General features: G+C 61.4%; 21 protein-coding genes. 11 read left to right on the plus strand and 10 right to left on the minus strand.

The window, feature by feature from the left end:
- The first annotated feature begins 94 nt into the window (after positions 1–94).
- Positions 95–274: a hypothetical protein gene (locus ACZ5YV_RS01640; protein ID WP_196225497.1), complete on the plus strand. Its 180-nt coding sequence runs from the start codon at positions 95–97 to the stop codon at positions 272–274.
- A gap of 13 nt (positions 275–287) precedes the next feature.
- Here ACZ5YV_RS01640 and ACZ5YV_RS01645 read toward each other — a convergent pair whose 3' ends face one another.
- Positions 288–686, minus strand: coding sequence for a low affinity iron permease family protein (locus tag ACZ5YV_RS01645; protein WP_464788289.1), 399 nt, complete (start codon positions 684–686; stop codon positions 288–290).
- Positions 687–747: 61 nt separating this feature from the next.
- Here ACZ5YV_RS01645 and ACZ5YV_RS01650 point away from each other — a divergent pair, with 61 nt between their 5' ends.
- The 4 genes from ACZ5YV_RS01650 to ACZ5YV_RS01665 all read left to right on the plus strand — a co-directional run bounded on the left by ACZ5YV_RS01650 (position 748) and on the right by ACZ5YV_RS01665 (position 4210).
- The gene (locus tag ACZ5YV_RS01650) at positions 748–1080 is read left to right on the plus strand and encodes a hypothetical protein (RefSeq protein WP_464788290.1); all 333 of its coding nucleotides are present in this window, start codon (positions 748–750) and stop codon (positions 1078–1080) included.
- Between the two features lie 142 nt (positions 1081–1222).
- Positions 1223–2422 (plus strand): ADP-forming succinate--CoA ligase subunit beta, encoded by a 1200-nt coding sequence (gene sucC / locus ACZ5YV_RS01655; RefSeq protein ID WP_464788291.1) that lies wholly within the window; start codon positions 1223–1225, stop codon positions 2420–2422.
- 112 nt (positions 2423–2534) lie between these two features.
- Positions 2535–3284 (plus strand): electron transfer flavoprotein subunit beta/FixA family protein, encoded by a 750-nt coding sequence (locus tag ACZ5YV_RS01660; protein ID WP_464788292.1) that lies wholly within the window; start codon positions 2535–2537, stop codon positions 3282–3284.
- Positions 3281–4210 carry an electron transfer flavoprotein subunit alpha/FixB family protein gene (locus ACZ5YV_RS01665; RefSeq protein WP_464788293.1) on the plus strand — a complete coding sequence of 310 codons (930 nt, stop codon included), beginning with the start codon at positions 3281–3283 and terminating at the stop codon, positions 4208–4210. The genes ACZ5YV_RS01660 and ACZ5YV_RS01665 overlap by 4 nt, the downstream gene beginning before the upstream one ends.
- A 62-nt stretch (positions 4211–4272) precedes the next feature.
- Here the strand turns inward: ACZ5YV_RS01665 and ACZ5YV_RS01670 are convergent, their stop codons facing one another.
- The 8 genes from ACZ5YV_RS01670 to relB all read right to left on the minus strand — a co-directional run bounded on the left by ACZ5YV_RS01670 (position 4273) and on the right by relB (position 7840).
- Positions 4273–4611 (minus strand): glycine zipper 2TM domain-containing protein, encoded by a 339-nt coding sequence (locus tag ACZ5YV_RS01670; protein ID WP_464788294.1) that lies wholly within the window; start codon positions 4609–4611, stop codon positions 4273–4275.
- Positions 4612–4828: 217 nt separating this feature from the next.
- A complete protein-coding gene (locus ACZ5YV_RS01675; RefSeq protein WP_464788295.1) occupies positions 4829–5068 on the minus strand; it encodes a hypothetical protein in 240 nt (79 codons plus the stop codon).
- A 255-nt stretch (positions 5069–5323) separates the two neighbouring features.
- Complete coding sequence (locus tag ACZ5YV_RS01680; RefSeq protein ID WP_464788296.1) at positions 5324–5533, minus strand: hypothetical protein; 210 nt, start codon at positions 5531–5533, stop codon at positions 5324–5326.
- Between the two features lie 64 nt (positions 5534–5597).
- Positions 5598–5810, minus strand: coding sequence for a cold-shock protein (locus tag ACZ5YV_RS01685; RefSeq protein WP_097092702.1), 213 nt, complete (start codon positions 5808–5810; stop codon positions 5598–5600).
- Between the two features lie 247 nt (positions 5811–6057).
- A complete protein-coding gene (locus ACZ5YV_RS01690) occupies positions 6058–7089 on the minus strand; it encodes a hypothetical protein (protein WP_464788297.1) in 1032 nt (343 codons plus the stop codon).
- 95 nt (positions 7090–7184) lie between these two features.
- Positions 7185–7367, minus strand: a complete 183-nt coding sequence (locus ACZ5YV_RS01695; protein ID WP_464788298.1) for a hypothetical protein — start codon at positions 7365–7367, stop codon at positions 7185–7187.
- A 24-nt stretch (positions 7368–7391) separates the two neighbouring features.
- Positions 7392–7664, minus strand: coding sequence for a type II toxin-antitoxin system RelE/ParE family toxin (locus ACZ5YV_RS01700; protein WP_464788299.1), 273 nt, complete (start codon positions 7662–7664; stop codon positions 7392–7394).
- Positions 7664–7840, minus strand: a complete 177-nt coding sequence (gene relB / locus ACZ5YV_RS01705) for a type II toxin-antitoxin system RelB family antitoxin (protein WP_464788300.1) — start codon at positions 7838–7840, stop codon at positions 7664–7666. The genes ACZ5YV_RS01700 and relB overlap by 1 nt, the downstream gene beginning before the upstream one ends.
- Before the next feature lie 329 nt (positions 7841–8169).
- Here relB and ACZ5YV_RS01710 point away from each other — a divergent pair, with 329 nt between their 5' ends.
- Positions 8170–9534: a hypothetical protein gene (locus ACZ5YV_RS01710; protein ID WP_464788301.1), complete on the plus strand. Its 1365-nt coding sequence runs from the start codon at positions 8170–8172 to the stop codon at positions 9532–9534.
- A gap of 15 nt (positions 9535–9549) precedes the next feature.
- On the opposite strand, the gene uvrA is transcribed toward ACZ5YV_RS01710, so the two are convergent.
- On the minus strand, positions 9550–12549 hold the full coding sequence (uvrA, locus tag ACZ5YV_RS01715) for an excinuclease ABC subunit UvrA (protein ID WP_464788302.1): 3000 nt from the start codon (positions 12547–12549) through the stop codon (positions 9550–9552).
- 482 nt (positions 12550–13031) lie between these two features.
- Here uvrA and ACZ5YV_RS01720 point away from each other — a divergent pair, with 482 nt between their 5' ends.
- The 5 genes from ACZ5YV_RS01720 to ACZ5YV_RS01740 all read left to right on the plus strand — a co-directional run bounded on the left by ACZ5YV_RS01720 (position 13032) and on the right by ACZ5YV_RS01740 (position 16862).
- Complete coding sequence (locus tag ACZ5YV_RS01720; RefSeq protein ID WP_460987616.1) at positions 13032–13397, plus strand: UrcA family protein; 366 nt, start codon at positions 13032–13034, stop codon at positions 13395–13397.
- A gap of 229 nt (positions 13398–13626) precedes the next feature.
- Positions 13627–13860 carry a hypothetical protein gene (locus tag ACZ5YV_RS01725; RefSeq protein ID WP_464788303.1) on the plus strand — a complete coding sequence of 78 codons (234 nt, stop codon included), beginning with the start codon at positions 13627–13629 and terminating at the stop codon, positions 13858–13860.
- Between the two features lie 107 nt (positions 13861–13967).
- Entirely contained in the window at positions 13968–14216 is a 249-nt protein-coding gene (locus ACZ5YV_RS01730) for a hypothetical protein (protein ID WP_464788304.1), read from the plus strand.
- 43 nt (positions 14217–14259) lie between these two features.
- Complete coding sequence (locus ACZ5YV_RS01735) at positions 14260–14625, plus strand: winged helix-turn-helix domain-containing protein (protein ID WP_464788305.1); 366 nt, start codon at positions 14260–14262, stop codon at positions 14623–14625.
- 392 nt (positions 14626–15017) lie between these two features.
- Positions 15018–16862, plus strand: coding sequence for a TonB-dependent receptor (locus ACZ5YV_RS01740; protein WP_464788306.1), 1845 nt, complete (start codon positions 15018–15020; stop codon positions 16860–16862).
- The last annotated feature ends 19 nt before the right edge of the window (positions 16863–16881 follow it).

Genomic DNA, 16881 nt, shown 5'->3' on the forward strand with positions numbered 1-16881 from the left:
GGCGGTGCTAACGTCTCCACTGCCGGAAAGACGACTCGTCTAAAGAGTCGCGGCACCCCAACCAGTCTCATCAGCGATAGGTAGGAGGGCGTGAATGACCGGAGAGATGGATGTCAATTACCTACTGCACAGGCAGCAGGTGTCGTTGATACGAGCGCAGATGAGCCATTCCAAAAAAGGGCGTGCTGCCTATGAGGGGTTGGCTCGTGGATATGGTGACCAGATCGATGCATATCGTGAGGAAAATGTGCGGTTAGTGAATTCCGCGCACTGATCGCGGGCATCCGTTACCGCCGCTTGATCAACCGCTCTATTGACCGGTGGTGGCTTTCTTCGCTGTCATATTCCTTTTCCAGCATAGCTTTGAGACGTTCCAGATCGGTTTCGGTCAGATGTTCGATGCCGATGAACTCGTTTCGGGCATCGGTGACGGCGCGGATGAGTTCGTCAAGCTTTGCCTGGATCGCCGACCCGTCGCGGTTCTGGGCGTTCTGGATCAGGAAGACCATGAGAAAGGTCACGATCGTCGTGCCCGTGTTGATGATGAGCTGCCAAGTGTCGGAATAATGGAAGATCGGCCCGGTCAAGATCCAGCCGATGATCGTGGCCGACGCCAATATGAACGCCAGGGGTTGCCCGGACCAACTGGCGACGCGATGCGCGAAGACCCCGAAAATTTTGTCCATGTCTTGTCCCCGTGGCGACCCATTTACCCTGTGTTCAGGCTCTGATTGCCATGAAGCGCGCATGACGACCATATCCATTCGCGCGATTGCGCTCGCTTTGCCCATGGCTGCTATGCTGCTGTCTTCCTGCGCGACGGTGTCGCCCGAATCGAAAGTGCGGGCGGGGCTGATCGAAGCGGGGCTTTCGCCGCGAATGGCTGGGTGCATGGCGGAGCGGATGGTGGATCGGCTGAGCCTGGTTCAGTTGCGGCGGCTTCAGTCGTTGGCGTCGCTCCGCAAGTCGCACATGGGGGAGATGACGGTTGATCGTTTCCTCTACAAGGTGCGGGCGCTGGAGGATCCGGAGATATTCATGGTGACGAGCAAGGCGGCGATCGTCTGTGCAATTGAATGAAGGAAGTGGTGAATTGAACGCGATTCCGGAAAGTGATTTTGCAATTTTGCAAAGTTGATTTGCGAAATCAGTCTGGCGTCCCCCGCGTCCCTGTGCTTTAGCCCCGTCAACAGCTTTTCAGGCGAAAGGACGGGCCAGGCCCATGAACATTCACGAATATCAGGCGAAGGAACTGCTGGCGAAATATGGCGCGCCGATTGCCGCCGGTTACGCCGCTTTCTCGGTCGATGAAGCCGTCGAAGCCGCCAAGAAGCTGCCCGGGCCGCTCTATGTCGTGAAGTCGCAGATCCACGCCGGTGGCCGCGGCAAGGGCAAGTTCAAGGAACTTAGCGCAGAAGCGAAGGGCGGCGTCCGCCTGGCGTTCAACCTGGATGAGGTGAAGGCGCACTCGGCCGACATGCTCGGCAACACGCTGGTCACCATCCAGACCGGCGACGCGGGTAAGCAGGTCAACCGCCTCTACATCACCGACGGCGCCGACATCGCGAAGGAATTCTACCTCGCGCTTCTGGTCGATCGTGGCAGCAGCCGCATCGCGTTCGTCGTATCGACCGAAGGCGGCATGGACATTGAAGAGGTCGCCCATTCGACCCCCGAAAAGATCCACACCTTCACCGTCGATCCCGCAGCCGGTTTCCAGCCGCACCACGGCCGTTCCATCGCTGCCGCTCTGGGCCTGACCGGCGATCAGGCGAAGCAGGCCGCCAAGGTCGCCTCCTCGCTCTACGCCGCGTTCCTCGACACCGACGCCGAGCAGATCGAAGTCAATCCGCTTGCGCTGACCGAGCAGGGCAACCTGCTGGTGCTGGACGCCAAGGTCGGCTTCGACGGCAACGCGATGTTCCGTCACAAGGACATTGCCGAGTTGCGCGACCTGACCGAAGAAGACCCGGCCGAAGTCGAAGCGAGCGAATATGACCTCGCCTACATCAAGCTGGACGGCAACATCGGTTGCATGGTGAACGGCGCGGGCCTTGCCATGGCGACGATGGATATCATCAAGCTGAACGGCGAATTCCCCGCCAACTTCCTGGACGTCGGTGGCGGCGCCAACAAGGAAAAGGTGACCGCGGCCTTCAAGATCATCCTGAAGGACCCGGCGGTGAAGGGCATATTGGTCAACATTTTCGGTGGCATCATGAAGTGCGACATCATTGCCGAGGGCATTGTCGCCGCCGCCAAGGAAGTTGACCTGTCGGTTCCTCTGGTCGTTCGCCTGGAAGGCACGAACGTCCAGCAGGGCAAGGACATTCTGGCCTCGTCCGGCCTGGCCATCGTCCCGGCGGACGACCTGGGTGACGCGGCCAAGAAGATCGTGGCGGAAGTGAGGAAGGCAGCCTGAGGCACTTTCCAGCCATTTAAACAAACACCATGGGGCGCAGGCGGTCGTTGGGGACCGCCTGCGTCCTTGTCCGCATATGCGGGCTGTGGCGTGAAAACGAAAGGATGTTGCGATGAGGATCCTTGTGCCCGTGAAGCGGGTCATTGACTATAATGTGAAGCCGCGCGTGAAGGCGGATGGGACGGGTGTTGATCTGGCGAACGTCAAGATGAGCATGAACCCGTTCGATGAAATTGCGGTCGAGGAAGCCATTCGCCTGAAGGAAAAAGGCGTGGCGACCGAGGTTGTGGCGGTGTCGATCGGCGTTGCGAAGGCGCAGGAGACGCTGCGCACGGCGCTGGCGATGGGCGCGGATCGCGCCATCCTGATCCAGACCGATGATGAGGTCGAGCCGCTGGGCGTGGCCAAGCTGCTCGCCAAGGTGCAGGAAGAGGAAGGCGCTGGCCTGATCATCCTGGGCAAGCAGGCGATCGATGATGACAGCAACCAGACCGGCCAGATGCTCGCGGCGCTGCTGAACCTGCCGCAGGGCACCTTCGCGTCGAAGGTCGAGGTCGAAGGCGACAAGGTCAGCGTGACGCGTGAAGTCGATGGCGGCCTGGAGACGGTGAAGCTGAACGTTCCCGCGATCGTCACGACCGACCTGCGTTTGAATGAGCCGCGCTATGCCTCGCTGCCCAACATCATGAAGGCGAAGAGCAAGCCGCTCGCGAACAAGACGCCCGCCGATTATGGCGTCGATATCGCGCCGCGTCTGGAAACGCTCAAGGTCAGCGAGCCTGCCAAGCGTTCGGCTGGCGTCAAGGTCGCCGATGTCGATGAACTGGTCGCGAAGCTCAAGGCTCTGGGAGTTGCAGCATGAAGACGCTTGTCTGGGTTGAACATGAGGGCGGCGCCGTCAAGGACGCGACCCTTTCCGCGGTCACTGCCGCTGCCAAGCTGGGTGAAGTGCATCTGCTGGTGGCGGGCGCCGGTGTTGGCGGCGTGGCCGATGCAGCCGCGAAGATCGCGGGCGTGGGCAAGGTCCATGTCGCGGACGACGCGGCCTTTGGCCATGCTTTGCCTGAGAATGTCGCGCCGCTGATCGTCGAGCTGATGGGCAGCCATGACGCGTTCGTCGCGCCCGCCACCAGCAACGGCAAGAACATCGCGCCGCGCGTCGCGGCTCTGCTCGACGTGATGCAGATCAGCGACATCCTGTCGGTTGAAAGCGAAGACACGTTCACGCGTCCGATCTATGCGGGCAACGCGATCGCGACCGTCAAGTCGAAGGACGCCAAGAAGGTGATCACCGTGCGTGGCACCGCTTTTGAGAAGGCGGCGCGTGAGGGTGGTTCGGGCGCGGTGGAAGCCGTGGCTTCGACGGGCGACAAGGGTCTGTCGAGCTTCGTCGGCGCGGAGATCGCCAAGCAGGAGCGTCCGGAACTGACCTCGGCCAAGATCATCGTGTCGGGTGGCCGTGCGCTGAAGGATGGGCCGACCTTTGAGGAAGTGATCTATCCGCTGGCCGACAAGCTGGGCGCGGCGGTTGGTGCGTCGCGCGCGGCTGTCGATGCGGGTTATGTGCCGAACGATTATCAGGTCGGCCAGACGGGCAAGATCGTGGCGCCGGAGGTCTATATCGCTGTTGGTATCTCCGGTGCGATCCAGCATCTGGCGGGGATGAAGGACAGCAAGACCATCATCGCCATCAACAAGGATGAGGACGCGCCGATCTTCCAGGTGGCGGACATCGGCCTGGTGGGTGACCTGTTCAAGGTTGTGCCGGAGCTTACTGGTAAGCTGTAAGCAACTTCCTCATCCCGGAAGGATAGTGAAGAGGGCGCGGCCGGGGGTCGCGCCCTTTTTTCTTATTCGCAGCGGACGCTGCTGCGGTCGATCGCGTTGCCGGCGATTGCGCCGCCGCCTGCGCCGAGGATGGTGCCGAGCGTCTTGGAGCCGCCGGGGGCGATGATATTGCCCAACACGCCGCCCGCGATCGCGCCGACTATCGTGCCAGTGGTGCCGTCGCTACGCTTGCAATAATAGCGGCCGTCATTGTCGCGGTAGATATAGTCGTCGTCGGTAATTACCCGCCCGGAATAGCTTCCTGCGGGGCGGTTGTAGCCATAGCGGTCGCTGTAGCGATCCGTGGTGCAGGCCGCCAGCGGCAGGGCCAGCAAGGCGGCGGCGATTATCGGGGTGCGCATCAATCACTCTCCTATTCCTTGGCCCCCGGCTGCGTAACAACCCTTCAAATCGGGGTAAGTTGCGTGGGCGGAACGGCTTCATGGAGAGAGGGAGGCTGGCGGAAATAGTCCACCCGCCACGGCGCCGCGAAAGGGGGGAACGCGGGCCGGGCGGGCGGTGGCCAGCGGCCAGAGGGATAAGCCGCCGGATTGTAAATTTTAAAGTGTCAGCCGGATGTCAGCTGGCGAGGGGCGAGCCCGACGTCGTGTGGCGCGTTTGGGTGGGCGTGATCGCCGGGGACATGTCACTGCCGCGAAGACTGCTGCTGGTGGAGCTGCTGGCGCGGTTCGAGATGTCGTCGCGGGCCTTGTTGTAGCGGGTGACGAGGTCTTCTTTGAACTCGGTCAGCTTGCCTTCGTCATACAGCTTTTTGCCGACATAGCCTGCGATGGCGCCGAAAATGAGAGTGCGGATCATTGGGTCTAGCTCCTTGCCGGATGTTCCTGTCAGGGTCGCGGAGATAACCGGTCAGGAGGCGTCGGGTTCCGGACGCTTTGGAGTATTCGACAAGATGAGCGGCTGTGGCGATGTGCCGGAGCGGCGGGCTGTCGGGGCCGTGATGTCACAGGGCAGAGCCGCAGGAATCCGCGTGTTTTTTGGTGCGTGTTTCCCGGCCTGGTCGATCGATCGCCTCCGGGGGGGCATGACCGGGTGTGCCCGGCCAGCACTGCTTCAGGCGTTGGCGGCGGTGCTTTCTGCAAGCGCAGCGGCTGAGGCAGCTTCGCGGCGGGCGCGGTTGCGGTCGGCGAGGTCCTGGCGTTCGGCCATGGCGAGGAAGGTCGCTTCCGAACGGAGGCAGCGGTCGCGGACGTTGGTGAGGGTGGCGGCCTGGGCTTCGTTGTGAGCCTGGGCGGCGAGGGCGCGATAGTCGGGGTGCGTCATATGCGCTCCTTTGTCAGATAGTGCCCGGGCGCCATGGAAACGGCGCCCGGACGATCAGCATGGCTTATTCAGCGTGCTGAAGATTTACGGCCGCCATCTTGCCACGACGGTCCTGTTCCAGATCGTAGGAAACGCGGTCCTTTTCGCGCAGCGTGGCCAGGCCAGCGCGCTCGACAGCGGTGATGTGGACGAACGCGTCGGGGGTGCCGTCGTCAGGGGCGATGAAGCCATAGCCCTTGTCGGCGTTGAAGAATTTGACGGTTCCGGTGATGCTCATGGTAGTTCCTTCGTTCGTACGGTCTGTCCAGCGTGGACGGACCGGTCGCTAGAGGGGCAGGGAAAGAAGGAAGTTTGGTGCCGCAAAGCGCCTAAAGACCGTCGATTTGCGACTGTAGCAGCGTGTATGTAGGGGATGGGGGAGGAAATTGCAAGGCGCGGGGGATTGCTGGGGTGGTGAAATGGAAGAGCGTGTTCCTGCCTACGCAGGAGCACGGTGAATTTGCCGCAAGCCTCCTGCCATCCCATCACCCCGCCTGTTCCAACGCCGTGAAACCGAAAAAGGCGTCCCGCGCCAATGCGGCGGCGATTTCATAGGGGCGGCGCTGGGCTTCATCCAGCGCCGCCAGGGCTTCGCTTTCCTGTGGGGTCAGGTCTCGCTCATAACCGTCTATGTCGTAGATTGCGTCGCTTTCTTCGCCGTCGAATCCGGGCGGGGCGGGATAGTCGGTGCGCAAGGCTTCGCGTTCGTCATCCCACCATGCGCCGCGCAGGCGGGCGGCGGCTTCGTCGGGCGGAAGGGTGGCGCGATCGACCAGCGGAGGGCGAAGTTCACACCGTTCATGGAAGGGGTGGGCGTAACCCGCATTGGCGGCCCTTTTGCCCTCATGCAGCGCCATGCGGGCGGCGATGAAGAGCGCGGCGGAGGCGCCGGGGGAGAGGGCGGTGGCGGCGGCTTCGATGCAGGCCCCAAGCGCGGGATCGCGCAGGCCGGCGTCGTGTGAGGAGGCTTCGTCCATGTCCGGCGTGATGGGGGTGGAGGGCGGGACGAGGCCGGGGTGGTTTTCCTGCGCCGGTGTTTGGTCGGGCGCGGATTGCTGGTCCTGTGGGCAGAGCATGTCGAGATAGGCGGCGAAATCCTGCGCCACGACGCGGGCGAGGGCGGCGTCGGAACCTTCGGGCGGGCTGTCGGCCATGCGGTCGAGGCGGGAGAGCATCGACATGGCGAGACGGTTGTCGTGGCGGTGGCGGGTGATGGTGTCTTCGTCCTTGCGGATCACTTCCTCATGGCCGTTCAAGGCGCGGGCGAGCAGTTCGTCGGCGAGGCGTGCGCGGGCGATGAGGATGGCCGCGTCCCAGCCGAGGCGAAAGGCCGCGCCGTCGCGGCGGATGCGCAAGGCATAGGCGGCGCGGGCGGAGATGTGGACGGCGTCGCAGGCCGTGGTGATGATGCCGGTGGCGGCGAGGGTTTCCAGGAACTGCCGCTGCCGCGTGGGACTCCAGCCGTCGGCGCGGACTTGCTCGGCGGGGGTGGGGAGCGGGGGGAAGTGGTAGGACATGGCAAAAGCTCCGCTTTAGGGGAGGGTTTGCCGGGACGGTATCAAAGGTGAGGGGTTGTAGGACAGAACAAAATGGGAACAGTGGTGGGGCTAGGCTACCAGCTGCCGCCAGCGTCCTTGATGGCTTTGAGCAGCGCCTTTTTGGAGGCGGTGCGGCGGAGGCCGGAGTTGCGGGGTATGTCGGCATCGGTAATGCCGAGTTCGGCGCGGCGGCGGGCGATCTTTTCCGCGAATTCTGGCATGGAGATTATGCGGGGCCAGCGATCATCGGATGACATGGCGCGTCCTTCAAACTCAGTTGATCAGGGATATTGCTGGCGGGTGTGGAGAATGGCCATGATTTCGATGGCATCTGTGACCCGATAGACGAGGACGTAGTTGGGCGTGATCAAGGCTTCACGTGTCTCGGGCAACCGACCGGCGCGATACATATAGGGATGATCGGGCAGGCGCTCGGCCGTGTTGCGAATGGCAGCGCCAAGCCTCGCGGCAGCGGCCGGGTTCTGCATCTCTATGAAATCGGTGATGGCTTCGAGATCGTCCAGCGCCTCTTCGAGCCAGATGAGTGGGAGCATCAGGCGTTCTTGCGCCGGTCGATGATCCTTTGCATCCGGGCCATGACCTCATCATGCGGGATGCGGGGGCTTTTGGACGCCAGCCTCGCCTCGATCTTCGCCCGGAACCAGGCGTCATAAGCCTCGGCTTCCTCGGTCGTCGCGAACTCGGACTCGATGGGGGTGAGTTTGGTCATGAGTGCAGCATATCAGTAGGTGATGACGCTTCCAACGGCGTATTACCAATTCCCGCCAGCGTTCTTGATGGCTTTGAGCAGCGCCTTTTTGGAGGCGGGGCGGTGGCGGGAGATGCGGCCACCGAGTTCTTCCTGCTGATCGGTTCAGGAGTTGAGGTCGTCGATGCCATAATCGCCTGCCGTTCGTAGCGGATGCTTCTATCCATCTTTGGGTAATGCTCTCCGCTTGTCGAACGATTCAGTAGAAAGAAGTGCTCGAAACTTAATTGAAAATCCCTCGGCGATGGGTAAAAATCTGCAGGGGGTCACCGAGATGAAAGCAATGGGGGATGACTGTGGCTGATCAATCAGCAGACGAAGTAGAAACGGTAAGAGCGCGTTTCGCAGCAATGAGCAACGAAGGCGTTAACCAACTCCCTTTCCAATTCTTCGACCGCGCGTCCAATCGAACTACTAAGCTGCTTGCGACATCTGATGATAACGAACCAATGGACGGGCAACATCGGTGGTACAATTACAGATTTTTGAGCCCTGCTCTAGTTACCGAGGTTCAGGTCGACGCGCGAGGCTATAGCAGTGTCAAAGACTTTGAATTCAGGTGGACCAATGAAAACGGCAGCGAGATAACTGGACTCGCGGAGGCCGACGGTACGACTTGGTCGTTCGAGATAAATGGAATCTGCCGGAAGCTCTCGTTCCGACCGCCTCTAGCCCTATTCAGTGATACAGCCATTCTAGAGGTCAGAGTTTTTGGTGTTGAACCGAAGAACATCCGGAGCGCGCTTGGTAGCCTGAATGCGATTGAGGCATATAAAGATCAATGTCTTGATAAAATTACGGTCCGTTTGGAAGCTGCGCAAGAAAGGGAAGAGGCCGCAAAAGCGGCCGACAATGAGCGGGCTGCAATACTTAGAGAGATCAACCAGCTGAAATCAACCGCGGCGCGGGCTAAGAAGTCTGTCGATCAATTGGCGCTGACGAAGAATGAGTTGATCACGGAGAATAGCGCAGCTGAGGAATCTATTAAATCATCTAAGGACAGGCTAGACCGGATAGACGCCGATGTGGTGTCCAAGCAGCAAGAATATAGGCAGCTGTCTGAAAAAATAGTAGATTCAGAAAAAACGCTTAAATCTCTCAGAGACGATATAAATCTATTCCCGTCCGAGATATCCGCCTTCGTTAATCAAGGTAGCAAAAACATCGGGCAATATTGGAAGATAATTTTGGTTCCGATATCGATTATACTTCTTATGTTCATTCTTTTGGTGAAGGGGGCCGCAGATCTTTCCGTGATTATATCGAGGGACCCGAAGATCAACATAGAAGCTGTCCTGTTGTCTCGAATACCCTACGTGGCGATTGCAGTAGCTATAATCACGGCCTGTTACAAGATCGCTCGCGTCTTTGTATCGGAAATGATAAAGATAAATAACCAAAGACTGTCTCTTACGAAGATAAGTATAATCGCAAAAGATATATCCAGCTCATCGGAGCACAACCTTAACTTGGATGATGAAGATATCTACAAGCTAAGAGCGGAACTAAAAATGCATCTTCTCAGAGACCATTTGAAAAACTATTTGTCTAAAGAGTTTGAAATTGAGCTCCCCCGGCGTATTTTAGGAACTTTCCCGCTTGGAAAAGAAAAAGTTACTGCGCAGCTGGCAGAAAACAGCTCAGCTACAGCTTAACTGAACCGTACATTCTCACTCCGCCGCCACAGCCTCCATACCCAACAACGGCGCAAGATAGCGCCCGGTAAAGCTCCGGGCGTTCTTCGCTACCTTTTCGGGCGTGCCTTCGGCGACGACTTCGCCGCCCTTGACGCCGCCTTCGGGGCCCATGTCGATGATCCAGTCGGCGGTCTTGATGACGTCTAGATTATGCTCGATCACGACCACGCTGTTGCCCTGTTCGACCAGGGCGTGGAGGACTTCGAGCAGTTTGCGGACGTCTTCGAAGTGGAGGCCGGTGGTGGGCTCGTCCAATATGTAGAGGGTCTGGCCGGTGGCTCTACGGGAGAGTTCCTTGGCGAGCTTGACGCGCTGGGCTTCGCCGCCGGATAGGGTGGTGGCCTGCTGCCCGACCTTGATATAGCCGAGACCGACTTCGGCGAGCATGGCCATCTTGTCGCGGATGGGGGGCACGGCCTTGAAGAATTCGACCGCGTCCTCGACCGTCATGTCGAGGACGTCGGCGATGCTGTGGCCCTTGAACTTCACCTCCAGCGTTTCGCGATTGTAGCGCGCGCCGTGGCAGACGTCACAGGTCACGTAGACGTCGGGGAGGAAGTGCATCTCGATCTTGAGGAGGCCGTCGCCGGTGCAGGCTTCGCAGCGGCCGCCCTTGACATTGAAGCTGAAGCGGCCGGGCTTGTAGCCGCGCGCCTGGGCTTCGGGGAGGCCCGCGAACCAGTCGCGGATGTTGGTGAAGGCTCCGGTATAGGTCGCGGGGTTGGAGCGCGGGGTGCGGCCGATGGGCGACTGGTCGATGTCGATCACCTTGTCGCAATGTTCAAGGCCGGTGACCTTGTCGTGGGGGCCTGCGACGATGCGGGCTCCGTTGAGGGTGCGGGCGGACGCGGCGTAGAGGGTGTCGATGGTGAAGCTGGACTTGCCCGATCCTGACACGCCGGTGATGCAGGTGAAGGTGCCGAGGGGGATGCTGGCGGTGACGTTTTGCAGGTTGTTGGCGCGGGCGTTGTGGACGGTGAGCTTCTTGCCATTGCCCTTGCGGCGCTTTGCGGGGACTTCGATGCGGCGGGTGCCGTTGAGGTAATCCGCGGTCAGGCTGTCCTTGTGGGCGAGCAGTTCGTTGAGGGAGCCCTGCGCGACGATGGTGCCGCCGTGGACGCCTGCGCCCGGTCCCATGTCGACGATATAGTCGGCCATGCGGATCGCGTCCTCGTCATGCTCCACGACGATGACGGTGTTGCCGAGGTCGCGCAGGCGCTTGAGGGTGATGAGCAGGCGGTCATTGTCGCGCTGGTGCAGGCCGATCGAGGGTTCGTCGAGGACGTAGAGGACGCCCGACAGGCCGCTGCCGATCTGGGACGCGAGGCGGATGCGCTGGGACTCGCCGCCCGACAGGGTGCCGCTGGTGCGGTCGAGGTTCAGATAGTCGAGGCCGACATTGTTGAGGAAGCCGAGGCGCTCGACAATTTCCTTGAGGATGGCCTTGGCGATCTGGTTCTGCTGGTCGTTGAGCTGGGCGGGGAGGGTGGAGAAGAAGCCGAGCGCGTCCACCACCGAGCGGCGGGTGGACATGGAGATGTCCTCCCCCGCGATCTTGACGGCGCGGGCTTCGGGTTTGAGGCGGGCGCCGTGGCAGGTCTCACACGGCATGGCCGTTTGGTATTTGCTCAGTTCCTCGCGCATCCAGGCGGATTCGGTCTGGAGGAGGCGGCGGTTGAGGTTGCCGATGACGCCTTCGAAGGGTTTTTTGACTTCGTAGGATTTTTTGCCGTCTACGAATTTCAGGGTGACGGGCTTGCCTGCGGTGCCGTGGAGGATGATGATTTTGACTTCGGCGGGGAGGTCTTGCCAGGGGGTTTCCAGGTTGAAGCCGAACTCCTTGGCGAGGGAGCCTAGGACCTGCATGTAGTAGGGGCTGGGGGGGTTGGACTTGGCCCAGGGGACGATGGCGCCCTTTTTGAGGGTGAGGGCTTCGTTGGGGACGACGAGTTCGGGGTCGAATTCCTGGCGTTCTCCGAGGCCGTCGCAGGCGGGGCAGGCGCCTTGCGGGGCGTTGAAGGAGAAGAGGCGCGGTTCGATCTCCGGGATGGTGAAGCCGCTGACGGGGCAGGCGAATTTTTCGCTGAAGACTATGCGGTTGTCGGGGATGCCTGCGCCCTTCATCTTCCTCCCCTCCCCTTCAGGGGAGGGGCCGGGGGTGGGGGCTGTCCCCGTAGAACCGGCGCCTGGGGCACTTCCCCACCCCAACCCCTCCCCTGAAGGGGAGGGGCTATTCAATTCCGCGACGGTGGTGTCCGCCAGATCCACATAGGCTAACCCATCCGCCAGCTTTAGCGCCTGTTCGAAGCTGTCGGCCAGGCGGGTGGACATGTCGGCGTCCACGGCGAGGCGGTCGACCACCACTTCGATGTCATGCTTGTATTTCTTGTCGAGGGCGGGGGCGTCTTCGATCAGGTACATTTCGCCGTCGATGCGGACGCGGGTGTAGCCGGCCTTCTGCCATTCCAGCAGTTCCTTCTTATACTCGCCCTTGCGGCCGCGCACGACGGGGGCGAGGAGGTAGAAGCGGGTGCCTTGCGGAAGCTGCATGACGCGATCGACCATCTGACTGACGGTCTGGGCGCTGATCGGTTCGCCGGTTGCGGGGCTATAGGGGATGCCGACGCGAGCCCAGAGGAGGCGCATATAGTCGTAGATTTCGGTGACGGTGGCGACGGTGGAGCGCGGGTTGCGGCTGGTCGTCTTCTGTTCGATCGAGATGGCGGGGGAGAGGCCGTCGATGTGTTCGACGTCCGGCTTCTGCATCATCTCCAGGAACTGGCGGGCATAAGCGGAGAGGGACTCCACATAGCGGCGCTGACCCTCTGCATAGATGGTGTCGAAGGCTAGGGAGGATTTGCCCGAGCCGGACAGGCCGGTGATGACGATCAGGCTGTCGCGGGGGAGATCGACGTCCACGCCCTTGAGGTTGTGCTCACGCGCACCGCGCACGGAAATAGTGGTCAGACTCATGGGGCGTGTTGTTCCAGATTTGTTCTTTGGGGGCAAGGCCGTTGCTGGGCTATTGGGCGCGGATATGGGATGGCAGGCGGCGGCTCGCAAGCGGCCCATGCTTTCCAGCGCGCGCACGCAGCGGGTCGCCGAAAGATAGAGCGATATTAACTGATCAGGTGTATAGGGGTCGTGACGGGAAAGCTGCGGCGGTGGCGTCTCGACTTTTGGAAATGTGTGAGATCCCGGATAGCCCGACAGCATCCCGGATACGCCCCCGGCCATCCCTTGCGCCGGGGGCGTTTTCTTGTTCGGTCAATTTCGACGAGCGGTGTTTTACGTTACGACAACAAGGATTTTTGGGATCGACAGGGGCAGCTGGCCTGTTTAAATCTGCGCCCTGCCGGAAGGACTGACGGGTCCCAGCCTTCCCGGCTTTACAGCGGACGAGGTCGCCTGAAGAGCGGCGAGTCCCAAGCAGTTCAATCGAGGGGGGACCAATCATGACCTTTTTTATCAATCGCACCGGCGGCGCCATGTTGGCGGCTCTGTCTGCCACCGTGCTGATGGGCGCGGCGGCGCAGGCGAGCGTCATTCCGTTTGAATCCAACGGCCGCACGATCGATGTGCGCTATGACGATCTGGACCTGTCGAAGAAGTCGGGTCAGCAGGAACTGAACGCCCGCATCCGCCGCGCTGCGGTGAAGGTATGTCCGGGCCGGACCATGCAGGATTTGCGGTCCTGCCAGATCGCGGCGGTGGATCATGTCCGTGAGCCGGTCGCCATCGCGATCGCCAAGGCGCAGGGCCAGGATGCGAGCCGCTTTGCCGAGGTGGGCAAGGATAAGGTGCCGGGCGCGGGGAATTGAGGCTTTGCGTTTGAGAGGGAGGGGTATCGGCTCTTCATCGCGGGCGTTGCGCTGGCCCACCCCCTAACCCCCTCCCGCCTGCGGGAGGGGGAACAATGAGCGCTGGCAGCACTGCCCCGAATGACGGAGGGGCGTGATTTTGGCGGAGGATGCTCCCTTGGAACCGGCTATCGGGACTGGCCGTTGATCCTGCGTGGCGCGCGAAGGCCGCTGCGCCGAGGAGAGCAAGATGAGCGACAAGACCGATATTCGTCCCAACAGCCGTGAAGAAGCGCATGATGAGCGTCCCACGGATGCGCAGGACCATGCCGTCACCCCCGAGGAGCAGCTGGAGGAAGGGTTGATGGACAGCATGGATGCGTCCGATCCGCCGTCGGCCACCAAGCCGGGTGACCATGGCGACCCGGTTCCTTCGTCGGGATTCCACGAAGAAGAAGATGAGGATGAGAAGGCTGGGCAATAGACGGCGGCGATATTGGTGATATGATCCATGGGCGAGGCGAGCCGGATCGGCGGTGGCCGGGCGGTTCGCCAAGCGCATGACGCTGCACGGTGAGAGGAGCCTTATTGATGCCGACTTCCGCTACTCCCGCGATCGAACGCATTGCCCGGGTGCTGGCCGGACGCCAGCTGAGCCTGAATGGCGAGGGCGATGATCCCCATGCGGCGGGCGCGGTGGATGCGAGTTGGCAAAACTATCTGGATGATGCTTATGCCATCCTTCATACGCTGCGTGAGCCAGATGAGCAGATGGCGCAGGCAGGCGATGTTACCGTGTGGCGCAGCATGATTGGCGCCGTGCTGGAACGGCGAACCTGACGCAGCGATTGGCGGGGCGGCCTGCCCATGCCATAACGGGCGGATGAGCGGCCCGGCATTGAAGATCAAGATACAGCTTTATTGTGGCGACCAGATCGCCATGGGGCCGGGCAAGGCCGATCTGCTCGACGCGATCGCCAGTGAGGGATCGATTTCGGCGGCTGGGCGGAAGCTGAAGATGAGCTATCGCCGATGCTGGATGCTGGTGGATGTGATGAACCGATGCTGGTCCGCGCCGCTGGTGGCGACGTCCAGTGAGGGCGCGGTGCTGACGGATTTGGGGCGCGCTGTCCTGGCGCAATATCGCGGGTTGCAGAAGGCGGCGGCGAGTGTGGCGGGGCGGTCGCATTGGCCTGACCTTGCGCGGGAGTTGCGGGGCGAGCCGTTGCCGGTTCAGGCGGACGAGTGAGGAGGATGCTCCGTCACCTGGGCATCGTGTAGGATGCCGGGGGTGGCGTGGTTTCGTTGGTGGTTTAAGGTCTTCCCGTTGGGCGCGTCGGCCGGCGCGCCATTTTTTTGGTTCACGCGGAGACGCGGGGACGCGGAGGGACTTGGCGTTAGCTTCGTGCTTTGGACCGGGCTTTGTGGTTGGGCAGCGGTGGCATCGGAGTTGTGGCTTCGCCTTTTAATTGCGCCTCCGCGCCCCCGCGCCTCCGCGCCTCCGCGTCCCCGCGTGATATGTCTTCGTGCAGAGGCGCGGAGGAGGGTGCGAACCTTTCGGGCGCTCTTAGCTATATACGATTGTATATAGCGAATCGCTTGCGCTCTGTGTATCGAGCTGCCCACGATAAGGGGGCAGTCATGATTAAGGGGTCACGCGTTTGGTTGAGCGCCGCGCTGGTTTGCGGCGGTTTTCCGGGGGTTGCGTTTGCTGACGTACCGGCGGACGGGGCGGGGGAAGGGGCGATCATCGTCACGGCCCGGTTGCGTGAGGAGGATGCGCAGACTGTGCCTACCTCGCTGAGCGTTGTTAGCGGCGATGAACTGACGCGGACTTATACGGTCAACACGAACCAGCTGAGCCAGCTGGTTCCGGCGCTGAATTATAGTTCGGCCAATCCGCGCAATACGGCCTTCACCATTCGCGGGCTGGGGTCGAGCGTGGTGGCGGTCAGTCAGGCGAATGACGGGTTAGAGCCGGGCGTGGGCTTCTATGTGGACGGCGTTTATCATGCGCGGCCCGCGACGGCGGCGTTCGACTTTGCCGATGTGGAGCGGGTCGAGGTGCTGCGCGGGCCGCAGGGGACTTTGTTCGGCAAGAATACGACGGCGGGCGCGATCAGCATCACGACGAAGCGGCCGAGCTTCGACTTTGGCGCCGAGGGCGAGATTTCCTATGGCAGCCGCGATTTCGTGCAGGCGAAGGCGGCGGTAACCGGGCCGATCGCGGGCGATGTTCTGGCGTTTCGCTTGTCGGGGGCGGTGACGCGGCAGGATGGCTACATTCGCAACGTTCGGCGCGGCGAGTGGCAGAATGGGATCCACAATGATGCGATCCGGGGGCAGTTGCTGTTTCAGCCTTCGCCCGATCTTTCGGTGCGGGTGGTGGGTGACTGGGCCAGTTTCCAGAATAACTGTTGCGCGCAGCTGTTCGTGCGGGTTGCGCCGACTTTGAAACCAGCGGGGCAGCGCTATGCGGCGCTGGCGGCCGGTGCGCCGGGTGGCCCCTATGCGCCGCCGAGCTTCAACCCTTATGACCGGGTGACGGATAATGACGCGCCGCTGGGCGTGGATACGGACGAGGGCGGGGTTTCGGGGACGGCCGAGTGGAAGATGGGCGGCGTGACGTTGACGTCGATCAGTGCGTGGCGCTTCTGGAACTGGGATGCGGCGAACGACCGGGATTATACGGGGCTGCATATCCAAACGACGCAGCATATTCCGTCGCGGCAGGACCAGTATAGTCAGGAGTTTCGGATTGGATCGAACACGCCGGGCAGATTGGAATATGTCGCGGGGCTTTATTATTTCCATCAGAAGATCACGGGGCGGCCGATCAGCATTTATGGGCCGCTGGCAACTTACTGGCTGCTGGCGCCGAGCGCGACGCGGACGTCTTCGCTGCTTGATGGCTATCAGACCGAAGGGCGGACGGATTTCCGTAGCGAGAGCTTCGGCATATTCGGTGAGGTGACGTGGCGGCCGGTGGAGCGGATCGCGGTGACGGGCGGCCTGCGCTACACCTATGAGGAGAAGGACGGCGTCTATGACGTGCGAACCTTTGGCGGGGTGGCGCCGACGGCGGCGTTGCAGGCGGACCAGCAATCGATCCTGCGGGCGCAAAGCTATAGCGCGCATGATGGCGATGGCAGCGCGTCGGGGCGCGTGAATGTCGCCTATGATGTGGCCGACGGGGTGATGGCCTATGCGAGCTTCGCCAAGGGGCAGAAGTCGGGCGGCATCAATATGTCGGGCCTGCCGGTCAATGCGTCCAATCAGGCGGTGCTGGCGACGGCGGTGGTGCGGCCGGAGACGAACACGACCTGGGAAGCGGGGATCAAGACGCGGCTGCTGGATGGCGCGGTCATCTTCAACATCAACGGCTATCATGTCGATGTGAAGGATTTTCAGGCCAATATCGTCGACAATAGAGTCTTTCCGATGTTGAATGAATCGTTGGGGATTTCCAGACGGTTGGAAGTGTGATTCAAGGTGGCCACTGGTG

Source organism: Sphingobium sp. TomTYG46 (genome assembly GCF_055396345.1).

Excerpts from the sequence above, each read along its gene's own strand:
- sucC (WP_464788291.1), top strand. The coding sequence starts at position 1,223 with ATGAACATTCACGAATATCAGGCGAAGGAACTGCTGGCGAAATATGGC.
- ACZ5YV_RS01665 (WP_464788293.1), top strand. The coding sequence starts at position 3,281 with ATGAAGACGCTTGTCTGGGTTGAACATGAGGGCGGCGCCGTCAAGGAC.
- ACZ5YV_RS01685 (WP_097092702.1), bottom strand. The coding sequence starts at position 5,810 with ATGAGCATCACCGGAACCGTCAAATTCTTCAACGCCGACAAGGGCTAT.
- ACZ5YV_RS01740 (WP_464788306.1), top strand. The coding sequence starts at position 15,018 with ATGATTAAGGGGTCACGCGTTTGGTTGAGCGCCGCGCTGGTTTGCGGC.
- ACZ5YV_RS01650 (WP_464788290.1), top strand. The coding sequence starts at position 748 with ATGACGACCATATCCATTCGCGCGATTGCGCTCGCTTTGCCCATGGCT.
- ACZ5YV_RS01645 (WP_464788289.1), bottom strand. The coding sequence starts at position 686 with ATGGACAAAATTTTCGGGGTCTTCGCGCATCGCGTCGCCAGTTGGTCC.
- relB (WP_464788300.1), bottom strand. The coding sequence starts at position 7,840 with ATGACCAAACTCACCCCCATCGAGTCCGAGTTCGCGACGACCGAGGAA.
- ACZ5YV_RS01680 (WP_464788296.1), bottom strand. The coding sequence starts at position 5,533 with ATGACGCACCCCGACTATCGCGCCCTCGCCGCCCAGGCTCACAACGAA.
- ACZ5YV_RS01690 (WP_464788297.1), bottom strand. The coding sequence starts at position 7,089 with ATGTCCTACCACTTCCCCCCGCTCCCCACCCCCGCCGAGCAAGTCCGC.
- ACZ5YV_RS01725 (WP_464788303.1), top strand. The coding sequence starts at position 13,627 with ATGAGCGACAAGACCGATATTCGTCCCAACAGCCGTGAAGAAGCGCAT.
- ACZ5YV_RS01710 (WP_464788301.1), top strand. The coding sequence starts at position 8,170 with ATGACTGTGGCTGATCAATCAGCAGACGAAGTAGAAACGGTAAGAGCG.
- uvrA (WP_464788302.1), bottom strand. The coding sequence starts at position 12,549 with ATGAGTCTGACCACTATTTCCGTGCGCGGTGCGCGTGAGCACAACCTC.
- ACZ5YV_RS01695 (WP_464788298.1), bottom strand. The coding sequence starts at position 7,367 with ATGTCATCCGATGATCGCTGGCCCCGCATAATCTCCATGCCAGAATTC.
- ACZ5YV_RS01670 (WP_464788294.1), bottom strand. The coding sequence starts at position 4,611 with ATGCGCACCCCGATAATCGCCGCCGCCTTGCTGGCCCTGCCGCTGGCG.
- ACZ5YV_RS01660 (WP_464788292.1), top strand. The coding sequence starts at position 2,535 with ATGAGGATCCTTGTGCCCGTGAAGCGGGTCATTGACTATAATGTGAAG.
- ACZ5YV_RS01730 (WP_464788304.1), top strand. The coding sequence starts at position 13,968 with ATGCCGACTTCCGCTACTCCCGCGATCGAACGCATTGCCCGGGTGCTG.
- ACZ5YV_RS01735 (WP_464788305.1), top strand. The coding sequence starts at position 14,260 with ATGAGCGGCCCGGCATTGAAGATCAAGATACAGCTTTATTGTGGCGAC.
- ACZ5YV_RS01640 (WP_196225497.1), top strand. The coding sequence starts at position 95 with ATGACCGGAGAGATGGATGTCAATTACCTACTGCACAGGCAGCAGGTG.
- ACZ5YV_RS01720 (WP_460987616.1), top strand. The coding sequence starts at position 13,032 with ATGACCTTTTTTATCAATCGCACCGGCGGCGCCATGTTGGCGGCTCTG.
- ACZ5YV_RS01675 (WP_464788295.1), bottom strand. The coding sequence starts at position 5,068 with ATGATCCGCACTCTCATTTTCGGCGCCATCGCAGGCTATGTCGGCAAA.
- ACZ5YV_RS01700 (WP_464788299.1), bottom strand. The coding sequence starts at position 7,664 with ATGCTCCCACTCATCTGGCTCGAAGAGGCGCTGGACGATCTCGAAGCC.